The following is a 15844-nucleotide window of genomic DNA, read 5'->3' on the forward strand; positions in this document are numbered from 1 at the left end:
TTTTACATAGCTTCACAAACTAAATCACAAAAGGTATTAATTTTAGGTATATTTAGGTAACAAAAATAATAAGGACTTTGCCTCATGACACGTACTCCCTTTGCACTTGCTGCACTCTCGCTTGCTATTTTAAGCGGGTGTAATAAAGCCCCAGAAGAAACTCAAAAAAATACGGTTCAAGTTGAGTCAGCTCAAGCTGTAACAGCAGTAGCACCAATTGCTAAAAAAGTACCCCATGAAATGACCATTCATGGCGATACACGTATCGATAATTACTACTGGCTCAGAGATGACGAGCGAAAAGCACCTGAGATCATTAACTATTTAGAAGCCGAAAATGCGTATTCTGACGCTATGCTTGCGCATACTAAAAAATTACAAAGTAGTTTATTTGAAGAGCTTAAAGGGCGAATCCAAAAAGATGATGACTCTGTTCCGGTAAAAGACGGCCAGTACTATTACTCGTCGCAAACTCGCGGCGATAATGAGTACGCTACTTACTTACGCAGTAGTGATTTTGCAGGCACCGATCAGGAAGTTATTTTAGACGTAAATGAATTGGCTAAAGGTCATGACTATTTTGCGGTGAGTGGCCTAAATGTCAGCCCAAATGACAACTTAATGGCGTATGGTGAAGATACGGTAAGTCGCCGTGTTTACAACATAAAAATTAAGGATTTAAGTACTGGTAAATTATTAGACGACACGCTTGAAGGCACCAGTGGTTATGTTGTGTGGGCGAACGACAATAAAACAGTCTATTACATCAAAAAAGACGCGCAAACCTTACTCGGGTATCAGGTTTATCGTCATACGCTTGGTACACCACAAAGCGATGACGAACTTGTTTACGAAGAAACAGACACAAGCTATTACACAGGTATGAGCAAGAGCAAAGACGGCTCAGAAATTTATATTTGGCATAGCAGTACTGATGCATCGGGTTTGTCAGTACTTAGTGCAAATGATGTAAACGCTAAGCCTAAGCGCTTAATTGAACGTGAAGCCAACCTTGAATACAGCATTTCCAAATTAGGCAATACTTATTACATTGTCACTAATTTAAATGCCGTTAACTTTCAGCTTATGAAAGTAGATATTGATAAAGCCGGTGATAAAGCAAATTGGCAAAGCGTGATCCCTGCGCGCGAGGGTATTAAACTCGAAGGTGTTGAGTTGTTTGATGACTACTTAGTATACCAACAACGCGAAATGGGCCAATCAACACTGATTGCGCGTAATTTAACATCGGGCAAAGAGTTACCACTAAGCTTTAACGACAGTGCATATACAATTAATGCGTACGGTAATAACGAATTAGACAGCGATACGCTGCGTGTTTACTACACCAGTATGACGACGCCGGGTTCATCTTATGATGTTAATTTGGCCACTGGCGAAAAAACATTATTAAAACAACAAACAGTATTAGGTGACTTTAACGCAGACAACTATGCCTCAGAACGTATTTTTGTAACAGCACGCGATGGCGTAGAAGTACCGGTGAGTTTGGTGTATCGAAAAGAGTTATTTAAAAAAGATGGCACTAACCCATTATTGCAATACGGTTATGGTTCGTATGGCGCAACAATGGATCCGAGCTTTTCTTCTGCACGATTAACGTTGCTTGACCGTGGTTTTGTATTTGCAATTGCCCATGTACGTGGTTCGCAAATGTTAGGTCGCCCGTGGTACGAAGCGGGTAAGCTACTAACCAAGAAGAACACGTTTAACGACTTTGTAGATGTAACTAAGTCATTAGTTGAGCAAAAATATGGTGCAAAAGACAGCATATTTGCACAAGGCGGCAGTGCCGGTGGACTATTAATGGGTGCAGTAGCAAACCAAGCGCCTGAGCTTTATAAAGGCATGGTTGCACAGGTTGCGTTTGTTGATGTGGTTACTACTATGCTAGATGAAACGATTCCGCTTACAACTAACGAGTATGGCGAGTGGGGTAACCCTAACGAGAAAGAATATTACGATTATATGTTGTCGTATTCACCGTACGATCAGGTCAGTAAGCAAGACTACCCTAATATGTTAGTTACTACAGGCTTACACGATTCACAAGTTCAATATTTTGAGCCAGCAAAATGGGTTGCTAAGCTGCGTGACTACAAAACAGATGATAATAAACTATTATTTAAAATAGATATGGAAGCCGGGCACGGCGGTGCTTCTGGCCGTTTTAAACGCTTAGAAGATGCCGCGTTAAATTATGCATTTATGCTTGATTTAGCGGGTATAAAAAAATAACAAACCCTAGGGACTGTTGATTTTATTTGCAAAGGTCAGCGGTCCCACAATTCAACTAAGTAATGAGCTAAGGCGTAACGTTAAGTTACGCCTTTTTTTGTGGCAAATTAAAGCTAAACATAGTGCCTTTGCCTAGTTCACTTTGTACATTTATTTCACTGTCCATGAGTTTTAATAGCCCGCGGCAAATAGCAAGGCCCAAACCACCTTGTTGTCGGCCGGCTTTGTTAGAATTACTAGCTTGGTAATGAGGATCAAAAATGGCATTTAACTCTTCGTGTTTAATACCCACGCCGGTATCAGAAACCTGCACAAATAATTGATTGTCATCACCGCGTTTTACACGCACAGCAATACTGCCGTCACGCGGGGTATGCCTAATGGCGTTATCGATTAAGTTACTTAAAACACGCTCAAGTTTGGCTATGTCGGCAATGACAGGAAAGTCACAAATTTCTGGCTCAACCGATAAATTAATGCCTTTTTTCTCTACGGCCAAACTAAACTTAGCAATACAATCGTAAATAAGTTCACCTAGGTTAAATGTTTCTTTGTTAATACTTATTTCGCCATTTTCGAGGTGTGCGAGTTCAAAAATTTGCTCTATTAGTTGCTTAAGTTGGCCACAGTTATTCAGTGATACTTGCAAGTACTCTTGCTGCTCTTGCGGACTTAGTTTGTCACCTGACTGATTTAACACCTCTAAAAAACCTTGTAACGAAGCCAGTGGCGTACGTAAGTCATGAGATAAGTGAGTAAGTAGCTCTTTGCGTTGTTTATCGCCTTGCTCTAGTGCTTTAAATTGCTCGTTTATACGTGTGAGCATTGCTTGAATAGTTCGGCTTAAGCTATGGACTTCATTACTTTTTTGAGTTGAATAGATACTCAGTTTTGTGTCGTTTAGGCTGTAGTTTGCAGCCTCAATTTTGCTTACATCTTTTGCAAGGTGTTGAATAGGGTTTGTAAAAAATCGCAGTAAAATAAGCATCGCAATAAATAAAAAAACGAGTGCTGAGCCTAACCATATGGCAGCCAATAATAACGAGTCGTTACTTTTTATATGATTAAGAGAGGTGTCGTATGCCTCACCACCAATAATCACATATAAATACCCTTGCAATGTGTTGTTATTAAAAACAGGCGCCACAGAAAATATTTTTTGTTGATCAGGGTTTCTTGGGTTGTCGCCATAAACAGGTGTAGCACTTGGGTTAGCTATAAGGTGCTTTAATGGCGTTAAATTAATATGTGTACGCTTCACTTTTCCGGGTTCTGCGGAGTAAGTTAATATTTTTCCGTTTTCGTCTACAAAGTAAAATTCAAAGGCGGGGCCGAGTAACATTAAGGTATGAAATAGGTTTTCAAGGGCTTCGTAATCGTATACGCCTTCTTTTATCAATGGGTTATCTTGTACTAAATGCTCAGCTAGCGCTAAATGTAAATTTTGTTCTCCATGGTGTTTAGAGTTGAGTTCTAGTTGTTTACTCCAGCTATAAACCAGCGCGCAAATAAAACAAAAAATAACGGCTAACGACACTGCTAATTTTTGGTACAAAGAAAGTCTCATAATAAAAATCTTAATTAAGTTGGCTTGGATTGAGTTTGTATCCCACACCCCAAACGGTTTCTATAATAGGTGTCGATTGGTGCAATTCAAGCTTTGCGCGTAACCGATTAATATGTGAATTAACAGTATGTTCGTAACCGCTATGTTGGTAGCCCCAGACTTTATCAAGTAGTTGCTGGCGACTAAATACATGGTTAGGGTGGCGTGCAAAATACACCAGCAAATCAAACTCGGTGGCAGTTAGGTTAATTGCCTGTTCGGCTAAATACACTTGATGAGAGTCAAACTCAATGTTTAATGAGCCAACTTTAAGGGTTTGTTCACTTGCAACAGAGGGTTCATCGGTATTTTGGCTGGCGAGTAACTGTGCTCTGTGTCGAAGTTGGGTTTTTACTCTGGCTTGTAGTTCACGTGCAAAAAAGGGTTTACAAATATAGTCGTCTGCGCCCATTTCTAGGCCAATAACCCTATCCATGTCACTACTTAGTGCGGTGAGTAAAATAACGAAGGTCTTTGGATAGTGCTCTTTTATTTTACGACATAAACTTAATCCATCCATTTGCGGTAGGTTTATATCCAGTAAAATAAGCCCGTAGGGGTGCTTGGCAATTTTTTTTAGAGCCAGTTCAGCACTGATCACATGATCCACATGTAAATTTAGCGATGTAAGCTGTGTGGTAATTAATTTACCAATTTCTCTGTCGTCTTCAACTATGAGTAATTTTTCATGACGCATTGTTTATCCTCGTAAAAAAAAGGGGGCTTCCGTGCGCCCCTACTTCCCCATTACAAGCTGGTATATCAAGGTCAATACTGATAAACGAATTACTGAGTGCGGGTAATAACCACTTTTGCTAATGGGTTATCAAACTTATGTTCAGGGCTAAGCACTGAACTAGATAAACCATCTTCATTTGTAACGACACCTGGGTGTCTTGCTACAAAATTAACATCATCACGGGCTTCATTAAAACCTTCTCCGCCATCAGCAGGACCGGGTATCGTACCAGCTGCTTCTGTATTTGCTTCAGTACCTGCATCGTAAGCAACTGTGGTGCGAGTTAAAGAGTCGCCCACGGCTAATGAAGATACGTCTAAAGCACTAAGACCGGTAAATCCATCATTCGTATTCACCATCATAGTGGCAAGTGAAAGCTTGAGTGCTTCAAGTGAGTCTGTCGTTAATGTGATCGTGGTATTTGCGCCAGGTCCAACAGGGCCTTCGCTTGATGCATTTGCAATGGCGTTTTCTAATGCAAGTAGTTGGCTGTTGTCGCCTCCTTCTGCCATTGTTTCTAATGCAACCGATGCAGGACTACCTATTTGCCAAAGTGTGCCTTCTGTATGTGCAATAATGGCAATAGGCGATAGTGGCTGCCCTGCGGTTAAATTACTGACGGTTACATCAAATGTATAGCTTACAGGCTCAGGAGTCGGCGGTGTGACAACTTGAACAGGATCGTTACTGTCGTTGTCGCCACAGGCTGCAAGTGAAGCTGCAAGTGCAACAACCACGATGCTTTTTTTAAGAGTATTTAAAGATGCCATGATTACGCTCCTACTTAACCGTAACGGTTAGTTTAGCTACAGGGTTTAACCATCTGTGAACCGTGTTGCTTAAATCACTATTACCAGCGGTTAAGTCGTCGTCACCTAGTGTACCAGGGTGAATATGCACATTAATGTTGCTATCGGTGCTTGTTAAGCCTGCGCCACCTGTACCCGCATCACCACCTGGTGCTGCAGGAATACCTGGCGTACCAGGTGCTCCAGAACCTTCAACCACGAGCTCATTATTTTGCTCAGTGCCCGCATCGTATGCATTTAAATAAACTGTGTAGGTACCGGCTTCGGTTGGTATTTTCCAGCTATCAAGGCCAACAAAGCCATCGTTTGTAGGTAGTAACATAGCGGTCACTGATAAGTAATCGTTACCGTCAGTCGTCATTAGTGTTGTCATGGTTGATGACGATGGTGCTAATAGACCTTCTGCTGGGTTTGCAGCCATATCGCTACCTGCTGCAGTGGCTTGTGCCATTAGCTCCGCAATGTTGCCGCCTTCAGCCATTGTTTGTAATGCGGTAGAAGCTTCAGTTGCAACTTCAAAAAGCTTATCTTCACTGTTGTGTGCTGTAACGAGTAGCGGAGTGAAGTGAATGCCTTGGGTTAGGTTGGTTATTGTTAAGTCTAACTCTGCAGCCATGGTTGACTGGCTAGCTACCGCTAAAAGAGTTGCAAGTGTAAAAGTTGAAGCTTTCATTTTTTATTTCCTGTAAGTGATGATTCGAGATAAGTATTGAACAATCGTCTCCAGAAACTCTCACAAACTTATCACTTTTTTATCACAGGAATGTAGGTTGTGATTTTTGTAAATAAATACGCCAGAAAACTTATAGACCTGTGTATAATTAAACCGCATTATAAAAATTAAAGGATTGTGTTATGGAAGAAAATCAACAGGTTAAAGTAGTAAATAAAGATGAGCGCACATGGGCAATGTTGTGCCATTTAAGCGCGTTTGCTGGATTTATTGTGCCGTTTGGTTCAATCATAGGACCATTAGTTATTTGGTTAATTAAAAAAGATGAAATGCAAATGGTCAATGAGCACGGTAAAAAAGCGCTTAATTTTCAGATAACCATGGCAATTGCCTATATTATTTGTTTTGCATTGATGTTTGTTGTGATCGGTGTAATTTTATTACCTATTGTGGCTATCTTTTCTTTTATTATGGTGGTTTTAGCGAGTATTAAAGCCAATGAAGGTAAAGAGTTTAATTATCCACTGAGTTTAAATTTGATAAAATAAGCGCTCAATTATTTGTATAAACCGACCCTAGCCTTAGGCTGGGGTTTTACCTTTTCCCGCAAGGTTATTATGCTTTATCTAACGCTGTTTTTAAGCGCATTTATTTCAGCTACGCTATTGCCGAGTTCTTCAGAGGTGATCATGGTGGGAATGATCACACAAAGCCAAGTTAACCTTTGGCTTTTATGGTTGGTAGCAACACTAGGTAATGTATTGGGAAGCTGTGTTAACTACTGGTTAGGCACGCAAGTTTTACGTTTTAAACATAAAAAGTGGTTTCCGGTATCAGAACAAGGGCTTGAAAAGGCACAAAATCAGTTTAATAAATATGGCGTATACAGCTTATTGTTTGCATGGCTGCCTGTTGTTGGCGACCCATTAACAGTTATTGGCGGTATTTTTAAAGTGAGGTTTAGCGTGTTTTTACTTTTAGTAACACTTGGCAAAGGCGCACGCTATTTAGCGGTTATTGCCCTTGCCGTGGGAGTCGAAGCTCTTATTTAAGCTATACGTACGCTACTTTGTCCAATCAAGTGTTAACGATACAGAGTCAGCAAAGCGAAGCGCATGCGGTTTATCTACACGGGCTTTAGCATAATTCACACTCGGGTGTGAATGACAAACAGCAAGAATTTCAGCGACTAGCTTTTCTAGTAATAAAAAGTGTCCTTGCTCAACTAAACTAATCACCTCTTTGGTGATCACTTTATAGTTAAGTGCTTGGTCTACTTCATCGGTTTTACATGCGTTGTCGGCAGGGTAGTGAATCTCAAGGTTGATCACTACGTCTTGCTTTTTTTCACGTTCTTCAGGATTAAAACCAATAAATGTACGTAAGCGTAAGTTAGTAACATTAATAATTGCGTTGGCCATAGATTACCCTTTAATAAGCTGCAAAAATTCGTTGCGTGTTTTAGGGTCGCTTCTAAAGTTACCCAGCATTACTGATGTACGCATGCTTGAGTTTTGCTTTTCTACACCGCGCATCATCATGCACATGTGCTTAGCTTCAACAATAACGCCTACACCTTTTGCGCCAGTCACTTCTTCAACGGCTTTGGCAATTTGATGTGTTAACTGTTCTTGTATTTGAAAGCGACGCGAAAACATATCAACAATACGCGCAAATTTAGATAACCCCAGCACCTTGCCGTTTGGAATATAAGCAATATGGCAGCGGCCAATAAATGGTAGCAAGTGATGCTCACACATAGAGTAAAGTTCTATATCTTGCACGAGTACCATGTCGTCTGCATCAGAGGTAAATACGGCATTATTAGTAATTTCATCAAGCGTTTGGCGATACCCTTGTGTCAGATATTCCATTGCTTTTGCAGCACGTTTTGGTGTGTCTAATAAACCTTCGCGTTCAGCGTCTTCGCCTACGGCGGTTATAATTTTTTGGTAGCTGTCTTTTAATTCGTTATGCATAGGTGTCTCAGTGTTTTTTACTTTAAATGACGTCCGCCATCAACAGGGATAGAGCGCCCTGTTATGTACTGACTTTGTAATAGTAAATCAATGCTGTTTATAATTTCTTGGCACCCAGGTTCGATGCCCATCAATGATTTTTTAAGTGTTTTAGCGCGGTATTGTTCGTCGTCGTGCTCATTAAAAATAATAAGCGAAGGCGCAACCGCATTTACTTTTATATTGGGTGCATATTTTGCACTAAACGATTTTGTTAGATTATCAAGTGCGCCCTTGCTTGCCGCATATGCCAAATGCTTAGGGCTTCCTGTTTCAACCACATAGTCAGTAAGGTGTACAATATCAGCCGCAGCACCGCTAACTTGCTGGTACGCTAAAAGTAAGTCAGCGCACTGCATATTAATTAAGTAGGGTGTTTTGGCATGAATGCGCATCATGTTATCAAAAAGCTTGGCGTGGTCTGGGTTATTTGCTTCACAATCCCAGCTAGACGCATTGTGTATAACAGCCTTTAAGGATTGGGTATGGGCTTTCAATGTATTAATAAACTCATTAATTCCTGCATCAGTACTGAAATCGGCATGGATACAAGTCACTCCCTGCTGCGCTAGTTTTTCTACGGCATCATGGCGAGTACGATAAGTAATAATCACTTTTTGCCCTTGGGTTAAGTAATGCTGAGCAAGGGCTAGGCCGATTCGTTGGCCTGCGCCAGTAATTAAAATAGGCGATGTCATATAATGCAGTGTTCTCTTTGGCAAGTTTTTAATAAATATTAGTACGTTAAGTGCAATGTGTACGTAACATTTGAGTAGGGCGATCAAAAAAGCAATTAAACTAGATGCTGTTAATTGCTTTTTATATCACTTATATCAATCGTAAATTGTTGGTATTGGCTGGCGTTTATGTTGCGTGCGCAGATATATACCGATTAACTTTTGCTCCACCTCTTCAGAGACAGGTTTGCCCTCTAAAAAATCATCAATTTGATTGTAACTTAAACCGAGCGCTTCTTCGTCGGTGAGGCCCGGTCGGTCGCTTTCTAAATCGGCTGTAGGGGCTTTTTCAACAAGCACTGCTGGCGCACCTAGGGCAGTCGCTAGTGCGCGAACTTGGCGCTTAGATAAACCAAAAAGAGGCGCTAAATCACATGCACCATCGCCAAATTTAGTGTAAAAGCCTGTAATGTTTTCTGCGCTATGATCGGTACCTACAACTAAGCCTTGGCTAAAACCGGCAATTTCGTATTGAGAGACCATACGTTGGCGTGCTTTAACGTTACCTTTAATAAAATCTATTTGAGCTTGCTCTGGTAATGCGTCACCGCTGCTAGTCATTGCGATTAACACTTGCTCATGTAACGCATCAGCAGCAGGCTGAATATTAACGGTCATACGCTTACTTGGCTGAATAAAATCTACCGCCATTTGTGCTTCGTCTTCATCAGCTTGCACGCCGTAAGGTAGGCGCACAGCAATAAATTGATATTTGTTGGTGCTGTGTTCTTCATTTAATTCGTTAACAGCTAATTGGCATAAACGGCCGCAAGTTGAAGAGTCAACCCCGCCACTAATACCAAGCACAAGCGAGCGTGAGTGGGCTGCAACTAAACGTGCTTTTATAAAGTTAACCCGACGAGAGATCTCAGCGTTTACATCAATGGTTGGCTGAACTTTCATTTCAGCCATTATTTCGGCGCGCATTGCCGGCTCCTTGTAAGATTTTAAATGTGATACGCAATAAACTTATTATGTGATTTAGTTTTACTTATTTAAAGCCCTAAATGTGCTTTTATCTGGTTAAGTTCTGCTTTTAACTCTTCTACTTCGCGTAATAAATCGTTTAGCTCTTTATCTTTAATGGCTTCGCTGGGTAAATTAATGGTATCGCTATCAGGCGTAATTGGTTGCTCACCAAATAAATGAATATATCGGCTTTCACGTTTACCTGCTTCGCGCGGTAACTTGGCAACTTGCTCATTTTCAATTAATTTATTTAGCGCATTTTCAACTTCATCTACATTATTAAAATCAGCGAGACGAGCGCTGCGTGTTCTTAATTCACCGGGTGTTTGGGCGCCGCGTAACAGCAATAGGCAAATAATGGCACGTTGTTGTGCTGAAAACTGTAAGCTACTAAATTCGGTATTACAAAAGCGGTGGTCGTATTTATTTACTCGCCCCGAAAGTGCTTCATCAACAGTAACTAGGCGCATCTCACTAAGTTCATCTAGCGCAACTTGCACATCACTTTCGGTTAAATTAAGAACAGGATCGCGATTCGATTTTTGATTACATGCATTGGTTAACCCATTCAGTGACAAAGGATAATGCTCTGGTGTAGTGCTTTGTTTTTCTAGGAGACAACCAATAACACGTTGTTGGTGTGGTGATAACTGCATAAGTACCCTTAAAAATATTAATTGTTAATGCTAATTAGTGGTAAGCCTTATTTAACTGCCAAGCCAGTGCTGCAACTTGGGTTTTAAGGCGGCCATATCAAGCGGCTTAGTTAAGTAATCGTCCATGCCCGCAGCAATACATTTTTCTCTATCGCCTTGCATGGCATTAGCCGTTAAAGCAATAATTGATACAGCATTATATTTTTCACCTGCTCCGCCTTGTCTGATTGCCTGCGTGGCTTGATAACCATCCATTATTGGCATTTGGCAATCCATTAAAATAAGTTTATACGGGTTATTTTGTTTGGCGTTTAGTTTGCTAATTGCTTGCTCACCATTTTCAGCAATATCAAAGATCACCCCGGCCTCTTTTAACAATGCAGAGGCCACAACTTGATTTATCTTATTGTCTTCTACTAACAATAAAACGGGCTCTGATGAATCTTTAATAGGTGCTTTTGTAAGTGTATTAGTGAGTTGCGCCTGATTTAATTGCTGCTCTAAAAATTTTTCATTAGTGAGTGAATCAAACAGATCTGATGGCGTAAGAGGTTTAAAAATCATGCAGTCGACATTCATTTTAAGCGTTGATTCTTTTTGTGAATAACTCATTGGCGCCATAATTACTGATTTACATTTAAACTTTTTAATAAAGTTTTGTAAGGCGGTTGTTTGCGTTTTTGCAGCAACAGAAAAAAAGTGATAATCAACTAAAATTGCATCGTATGAATGAGTCGTCTCTTCTAAATGTATCAGCACCTCATTATAGTCATTAATAAACTCCACATGGGCCCCCCAAATTGTCAGCTGTTTAGTGGCTATACTGGTATTTAAGTGGCACTCATCAATAAATAAAATACGTTTGTTGTTTATTAGATGGCTTGGTAAATCTTGTTCTTTACTTAATCTAGGCTGTATTTTTACACTAAATGAAAACGTACTGCCTTCGCCTTCAACACTGTTGACACTGACGCTTCCGCCCATTAATTCACATAGTTGTTTTACTATCGTCAGCCCAAGGCCTGTACCGCCAAATTGGCGCGTAGTTGAAGTGTCGGCCTGTGTAAATGAATTAAATAATGATGTTTGCTGGTTTTTATTAATACCAATACCAGTATCAATTACTGAGCACTCTAAAAAGGAGCCATCGGTAGAGTCGTCCACTCTGGCTATAATAATAACGTCACCGTTTTTAGTAAATTTAACAGCATTGCCAATCAGGTTATTAAGAATTTGCCTAAGCCTATTCGGATCACTAATTATTTCACTTACTGTAATTTGGGTTGCGTCTAAAATTAGTTTTGTATTGTTTTGCTCTACTTTTAGTGCAAACGATTCAACCACTTCACCTAATAATTTTGGGAGATTAAACTGAATACTATCAATATTAAGTTTACCCGCTTCCATTTTAGAGAAGTCTAATATGTCATTAATAATATTAAGCAATGATTCGGCAGATGATTGCGCAAGCTCAATGTGGTGCGCTTGTTGTTGATCTAACTTTGTTTGCTTAATTATATTTAGCATGCCTAGCACCCCATTCATAGGAGTGCGAATTTCGTGGCTCATAGTTGCTAAAAATTCACTTTTTGCTGCCACCGCTTGCTCGGCTAATTCCTTAGCTTCTACTAATTCTTGTTCTGCTTCTATGCGTTGCTGGCTTGAATGTAAACTGCCTATAAGTGTAGCCACTGTGATTAAAAAACTTTCTTCGTTTTTTGTCCACAAGCGTGTGGTTTTGCATTGCTCAGCACATATTATTCCTAATACCCCGTTGCCGGCAGGGATTGTTACGCACAGCATCGATTTTATTCCCAATGGCAATAAGTAATATGGCGACAAAGGAGATAGCGCTGAATTATGAATAACGTCAGGAATATTAAATACAGCTTGGTGATCAAGCATATTAAAAAAGTCAGTAAGATGTTTTCTAAGCCAGGTTAGTTCAACGCTTTCGGCCTGTGTTAATTCGCTATGCAGTGCGAACGGAATTAACTGTGTGCGATCTTCGTTATAAAAACGAATGCTGGCACGCTCAATTTTTAAAGCATGGCAAATAGCCTCAGTGAGTATGTCTTTTGATTGGCTAAGTTTACCGTTTAAAATGAGCTTATTAACCGTTAATGAGGCTAACGTTTCATTGTGCAGCGCTGTAAAGCTGTTTTCTAATTCAATTTTTTTACGGGTATCAATATTTTGTAGCGAACCAAAAATACGCACACATCGACCATTTTTATGTTCAGCTTCTGCGTTAACAAGTACCCATACCGCTTCCCCTTCACCGTTTATTACCTCTAGTTCAACTTCATAACTATGGCCATATTTAATAGCACGTTCGAGTAGAGGTTTGATCGTTTCTCTGCTTTCGCCCTCTTTAAAATAGCTTAAATCTTCAGGCCATTGTGGCTGGGTATTGAGTGGGTATTTAAACAGTTTTTTAGTCATATCTGACCAATAAACTTGTTTCGTTTCTAAATTAAACGACCACGCACCTATTTGCGCCAAATCGCTCATGGTTTCTAGCATTCTTTCGTTTTTTTGCTGGCGGTCAAGCATTTTTAAAAAGAACAAAAATGCCCATGTAAGTAACGCACAAATAATAATTATTGCTAAACGTAATGGCCAAACTGCTGAGTTGGGTGGGCTCCAGCCCTGTTTGGGTGCAACATATAGCTGCCAGCTTCCGCCTTGAAAGTTTAACGAAAATGCGAGGGGATCTTGATTTAATATTGCGGCGTCACCAAAAAAAAACTCGCCTTTATCGCCCAGCCCATTTCGGCCTTGGAGTGCAACGTTATATTTTTCTTTAAGATCTAAAATTCCGGCGTTTTTATAAATTTTATTAATATCTAGAACAACAGAAAGTAATCCCCAAAAATTTTTATCAGGCGGGGTATAGACTGGCACACGCGCTATGAGTGCCTCACCTCCTTGCACTAGCGTTAACGGGCCAGCCATTATAATTGTGTTGGTGTCTCGCGCTTTAATAGCGTCAGCGCGTTGATTTTTATTCGCCAGCAAGTTGAGGCCCAGAGCCGCTTCATTTCCTTCAAGCGGGTAAGTCATTTTAATAATCATATTGGGTGCACCGCCAATATTTCTAAGCTCTTTTGATGTATTAAAAAGGGGGGCTGCAATTTGTGCAAAGCGTTCTTGATTTAAGTTAGGCTCTGCAGAAACAGCCACGCCTAAGCCGCGTACTAACTGAATGTTAGAAATTAAAATGGCTTCTAGTTGTGCTCTATAGGTGCTTACATCGGAGAGGATTTGAAGGCGATGAGCGTCTTTCACGCGAGTGTAATTAATGCGCTCTAGTACAACACTAATAAGCAGTAGTAGTGTCATCGATAACCAAAAAGTTCGGTTATAGTTGTGCGCACTTGCTTTTTTATTGTTAGTTGGTGGCATTAGCTACTATTGGCTTGAATTTAGACAATTCCACTATAGCTATTTATTGTACAAATTAAAATGACGCTTATGCATAAGCGCCATTTTATTTTTATAATTAACGATCTAAATATTAAGAATCGCTAACATCACGTGCCCAATGATTTTGCTTAGCTACATGTAACTTTCGGTAGCCATCAAGTAGCGCTGCATGCTTTTTAAAGCCTTCAAGCGATAAACCTGGGAAGGTTAAACCATTAAATAATGTACGGCCTTCAGCAATTTCAATTGCAAGCGTTACGTTGTCGCTACCAAACATTAAACCCAGTGCGTCTTGGTAGTCGGCGTATTCACGCTCGTCATCGTATTTAATTTCAAGAATGGCTTTTAAGCAGCGGAAATGGCGCATTGCTTCTTCGTTTACTTGGCCTGTATGCAGTATCCAGTCAACCCAATCGATTGCTTCTTCGCTGCCTGCGGCTAAACATAAGTGCGCTTTAAGCTCACCAATACGCAGTGTGTGCCAAGGTGTATCAGCATCGGTTGCAAGGCCAATAAACTCTGCAGCGCGAATAATATCGCTGTGGCCGGCTTCCTCTAGACTGTCGTAAATGTCCATCCACTGCTCAGCATCGTAATGATCAAGCGATAGGAATGCTTCACGGAATTTAGCGCCTTCGTTGTTGTTACGCCAAATAAGCTCATCTACTGGGTAAATGTCTGACATGCCCGGTACTAAAATACGACATGCATACACGTTTAAGTGCGTGTAATCCATAATATAAATGTCGTGGTTCATGCTATGAATTAAATCTGTACAGAAGTTATATTCTTGCTCTGTGGTACCGCTAAAGTCCCAATGAACAAAGTCAAAATCGGGAGTTGCACGGAAAAAGTCATGCGATATTAAACCGCTAGAATCAATAAAGTGCAGTTCAATGTTTTCAGGCGTTGCTACTTCGTCGTTATCAAACGTGGCTGGTTGGAACACATCAAGCTGATCAAGGCGACGACCTTGTAAAAGTTCTGTAACGGTACGCTCAAGGGCTACTTCAAATGAAGGGTGAGCACCAAACGAGGCAAATACAGAGCCATCTGTTGGGTTAATCAGCGTTACGCTCATTACTGGGTATTTACCGCCTAGTGATGCATCGGCGATACGTAAATGAAAACCATGGCTACGCAGTTCTTCACACGCTTCGTGAATTTGTGGGTACTGCTTAACAACCTCTTCAGGCACGATTGGTAAACAAATGCCTTCAGCAATAATACGGTTTTTAATAGCGCGTTCAAATACTTCAGACAAGCCCTGAACTCGCGCTTCAAACTTGGTGTTACCTGCGCTCATACCGTTAGATACAAAAATATTACCAATCACGTTTACTGGAATGTACACGTCTTGGTTATCGCGTTGGCGCGTGTATGGCAATGTGCAAATGCCGCGCTCGTTATTACCTGAGTTAAAATCAAAAAGGTGTGATGCATTAAGTTCGCGCTCTGGGTCAAAGTAATCCCACAGGCTTTCATCCATTATGCCCTCTGGCACTTCTTCACCTTCAACTTTAAACCATTTTTCGTTTGGGTAATGAGTAAACTCGCCGTTGGCAAATTCTTCACCTAGGTAAAAGTCAGCAAAAAAGTAGTTACAGCTTAAACGCTCAAAATATTCACCAAGTGCAGAAGCAATAGATGCTTTATCAGTTGCACCTTTACCATTAGTAAACATAACACCGCAGTCGCTATCTTTTATATGAACCGAATAACAGTTAGCTACAGGGTTAAGCCAAAGCGCCTCTTCAACATTAATGTTTAGGGCTTTTAGCTTGTTTTGCATGGTAGAGATTGACGATTCTAAATCGCGGTCTTTACCTTTGATAAACGTTTTTTCAGTCATATTGATCTCAACTAGTTCTGCACGATGTGTGGAAGTGACATTATCGTGGATTTTGATGTTTATTTCATCCTTTGCGAGCAAGATCATGATTATTTAA

14 protein-coding genes are annotated in these 15844 nt (G+C 40.5%); 3 read left to right on the forward strand and 11 right to left on the reverse strand.

The window, feature by feature from the left end; genetic code table 11:
• Nucleotides 1–84 precede the first annotated feature (84 nt).
• Nucleotides 85–2259 (forward strand): S9 family peptidase, encoded by a 2175-nt coding sequence (locus tag PMAN_RS15675; protein ID WP_010557911.1) that lies wholly within the window; start codon nt 85–87, stop codon nt 2257–2259.
• 85 nt (nt 2260–2344) lie between these two features.
• Here the strand turns inward: PMAN_RS15675 and PMAN_RS15680 are convergent, their stop codons facing one another.
• From PMAN_RS15680 to PMAN_RS15695, 4 genes are all read right to left on the reverse strand, one after another.
• Complete coding sequence (locus PMAN_RS15680; protein WP_010557912.1) at nt 2345–3826, reverse strand: sensor histidine kinase; 1482 nt, start codon at nt 3824–3826, stop codon at nt 2345–2347.
• 10 nt (nt 3827–3836) lie between these two features.
• Nucleotides 3837–4562, reverse strand: coding sequence for a response regulator transcription factor (locus PMAN_RS15685; RefSeq protein WP_010557913.1), 726 nt, complete (start codon nt 4560–4562; stop codon nt 3837–3839).
• 89 nt (nt 4563–4651) lie between these two features.
• A complete protein-coding gene (locus tag PMAN_RS15690) occupies nt 4652–5374 on the reverse strand; it encodes a spondin domain-containing protein (RefSeq protein WP_010557914.1) in 723 nt (240 codons plus the stop codon).
• Nucleotides 5375–5384: 10 nt separating this feature from the next.
• A complete protein-coding gene (locus PMAN_RS15695; RefSeq protein WP_006792493.1) occupies nt 5385–6086 on the reverse strand; it encodes a spondin domain-containing protein in 702 nt (233 codons plus the stop codon).
• A gap of 182 nt (nt 6087–6268) precedes the next feature.
• Between PMAN_RS15695 and PMAN_RS15700 the strand changes: the two genes are divergently transcribed.
• Both PMAN_RS15700 and PMAN_RS15705 read left to right on the forward strand, forming a co-directional pair.
• Nucleotides 6269–6634, forward strand: a complete 366-nt coding sequence (locus PMAN_RS15700; protein ID WP_010557915.1) for a DUF4870 domain-containing protein — start codon at nt 6269–6271, stop codon at nt 6632–6634.
• A gap of 69 nt (nt 6635–6703) precedes the next feature.
• Entirely contained in the window at nt 6704–7138 is a 435-nt protein-coding gene (locus PMAN_RS15705) for a YqaA family protein (RefSeq protein WP_006792491.1), read from the forward strand.
• Nucleotides 7139–7150: 12 nt separating this feature from the next.
• Here PMAN_RS15705 and folX read toward each other — a convergent pair whose 3' ends face one another.
• From folX to ycaO, 7 genes are all read right to left on the reverse strand, one after another.
• Entirely contained in the window at nt 7151–7507 is a 357-nt protein-coding gene (gene folX, locus PMAN_RS15710; RefSeq protein ID WP_008129424.1) for a dihydroneopterin triphosphate 2'-epimerase, read from the reverse strand.
• A 3-nt stretch (nt 7508–7510) separates the two neighbouring features.
• Nucleotides 7511–8065: a GTP cyclohydrolase I FolE gene (folE, locus tag PMAN_RS15715; RefSeq protein ID WP_010557916.1), complete on the reverse strand. Its 555-nt coding sequence runs from the start codon at nt 8063–8065 to the stop codon at nt 7511–7513.
• A 17-nt stretch (nt 8066–8082) separates the two neighbouring features.
• Entirely contained in the window at nt 8083–8802 is a 720-nt protein-coding gene (gene folM, locus PMAN_RS15720) for a dihydromonapterin reductase (protein WP_010557917.1), read from the reverse strand.
• A gap of 135 nt (nt 8803–8937) precedes the next feature.
• Complete coding sequence (gene nadE, locus PMAN_RS15725; protein WP_006792487.1) at nt 8938–9768, reverse strand: ammonia-dependent NAD(+) synthetase; 831 nt, start codon at nt 9766–9768, stop codon at nt 8938–8940.
• A 68-nt stretch (nt 9769–9836) separates the two neighbouring features.
• Complete coding sequence (locus tag PMAN_RS15730; protein ID WP_010557918.1) at nt 9837–10466, reverse strand: YceH family protein; 630 nt, start codon at nt 10464–10466, stop codon at nt 9837–9839.
• A gap of 51 nt (nt 10467–10517) precedes the next feature.
• Nucleotides 10518–13874 (reverse strand): ATP-binding protein, encoded by a 3357-nt coding sequence (locus PMAN_RS15735; protein WP_010557919.1) that lies wholly within the window; start codon nt 13872–13874, stop codon nt 10518–10520.
• 112 nt (nt 13875–13986) lie between these two features.
• Nucleotides 13987–15747: a 30S ribosomal protein S12 methylthiotransferase accessory factor YcaO gene (gene ycaO, locus PMAN_RS15740; protein WP_010557920.1), complete on the reverse strand. Its 1761-nt coding sequence runs from the start codon at nt 15745–15747 to the stop codon at nt 13987–13989.
• Nucleotides 15748–15844: the final 97 nt, after the last annotated feature.

It is taken from the genome of Pseudoalteromonas marina (assembly GCF_000238335.3).
GTDB lineage: Bacteria > Pseudomonadota > Gammaproteobacteria > Enterobacterales > Alteromonadaceae > Pseudoalteromonas > Pseudoalteromonas marina.

What these genes read in the sequence shown, in the direction of transcription:
- PMAN_RS15730 (WP_010557918.1), bottom strand. Translation starts at nt 10,466, where the DNA reads ATGCAGTTATCACCACACCAACAACGTGTTATTGGTTGTCTCCTAGAA.
- PMAN_RS15685 (WP_010557913.1), bottom strand. Translation starts at nt 4,562, where the DNA reads ATGCGTCATGAAAAATTACTCATAGTTGAAGACGACAGAGAAATTGGT.
- folE (WP_010557916.1), bottom strand. Translation starts at nt 8,065, where the DNA reads ATGCATAACGAATTAAAAGACAGCTACCAAAAAATTATAACCGCCGTA.
- PMAN_RS15690 (WP_010557914.1), bottom strand. Translation starts at nt 5,374, where the DNA reads ATGGCATCTTTAAATACTCTTAAAAAAAGCATCGTGGTTGTTGCACTT.
- PMAN_RS15680 (WP_010557912.1), bottom strand. Translation starts at nt 3,826, where the DNA reads ATGAGACTTTCTTTGTACCAAAAATTAGCAGTGTCGTTAGCCGTTATT.
- PMAN_RS15735 (WP_010557919.1), bottom strand. Translation starts at nt 13,874, where the DNA reads ATGCCACCAACTAACAATAAAAAAGCAAGTGCGCACAACTATAACCGA.
- nadE (WP_006792487.1), bottom strand. Translation starts at nt 9,768, where the DNA reads ATGCGCGCCGAAATAATGGCTGAAATGAAAGTTCAGCCAACCATTGAT.
- folM (WP_010557917.1), bottom strand. Translation starts at nt 8,802, where the DNA reads ATGACATCGCCTATTTTAATTACTGGCGCAGGCCAACGAATCGGCCTA.
- folX (WP_008129424.1), bottom strand. Translation starts at nt 7,507, where the DNA reads ATGGCCAACGCAATTATTAATGTTACTAACTTACGCTTACGTACATTT.
- PMAN_RS15705 (WP_006792491.1), top strand. Translation starts at nt 6,704, where the DNA reads ATGCTTTATCTAACGCTGTTTTTAAGCGCATTTATTTCAGCTACGCTA.
- ycaO (WP_010557920.1), bottom strand. Translation starts at nt 15,747, where the DNA reads ATGACTGAAAAAACGTTTATCAAAGGTAAAGACCGCGATTTAGAATCG.
- PMAN_RS15700 (WP_010557915.1), top strand. Translation starts at nt 6,269, where the DNA reads ATGGAAGAAAATCAACAGGTTAAAGTAGTAAATAAAGATGAGCGCACA.
- PMAN_RS15695 (WP_006792493.1), bottom strand. Translation starts at nt 6,086, where the DNA reads ATGAAAGCTTCAACTTTTACACTTGCAACTCTTTTAGCGGTAGCTAGC.
- PMAN_RS15675 (WP_010557911.1), top strand. Translation starts at nt 85, where the DNA reads ATGACACGTACTCCCTTTGCACTTGCTGCACTCTCGCTTGCTATTTTA.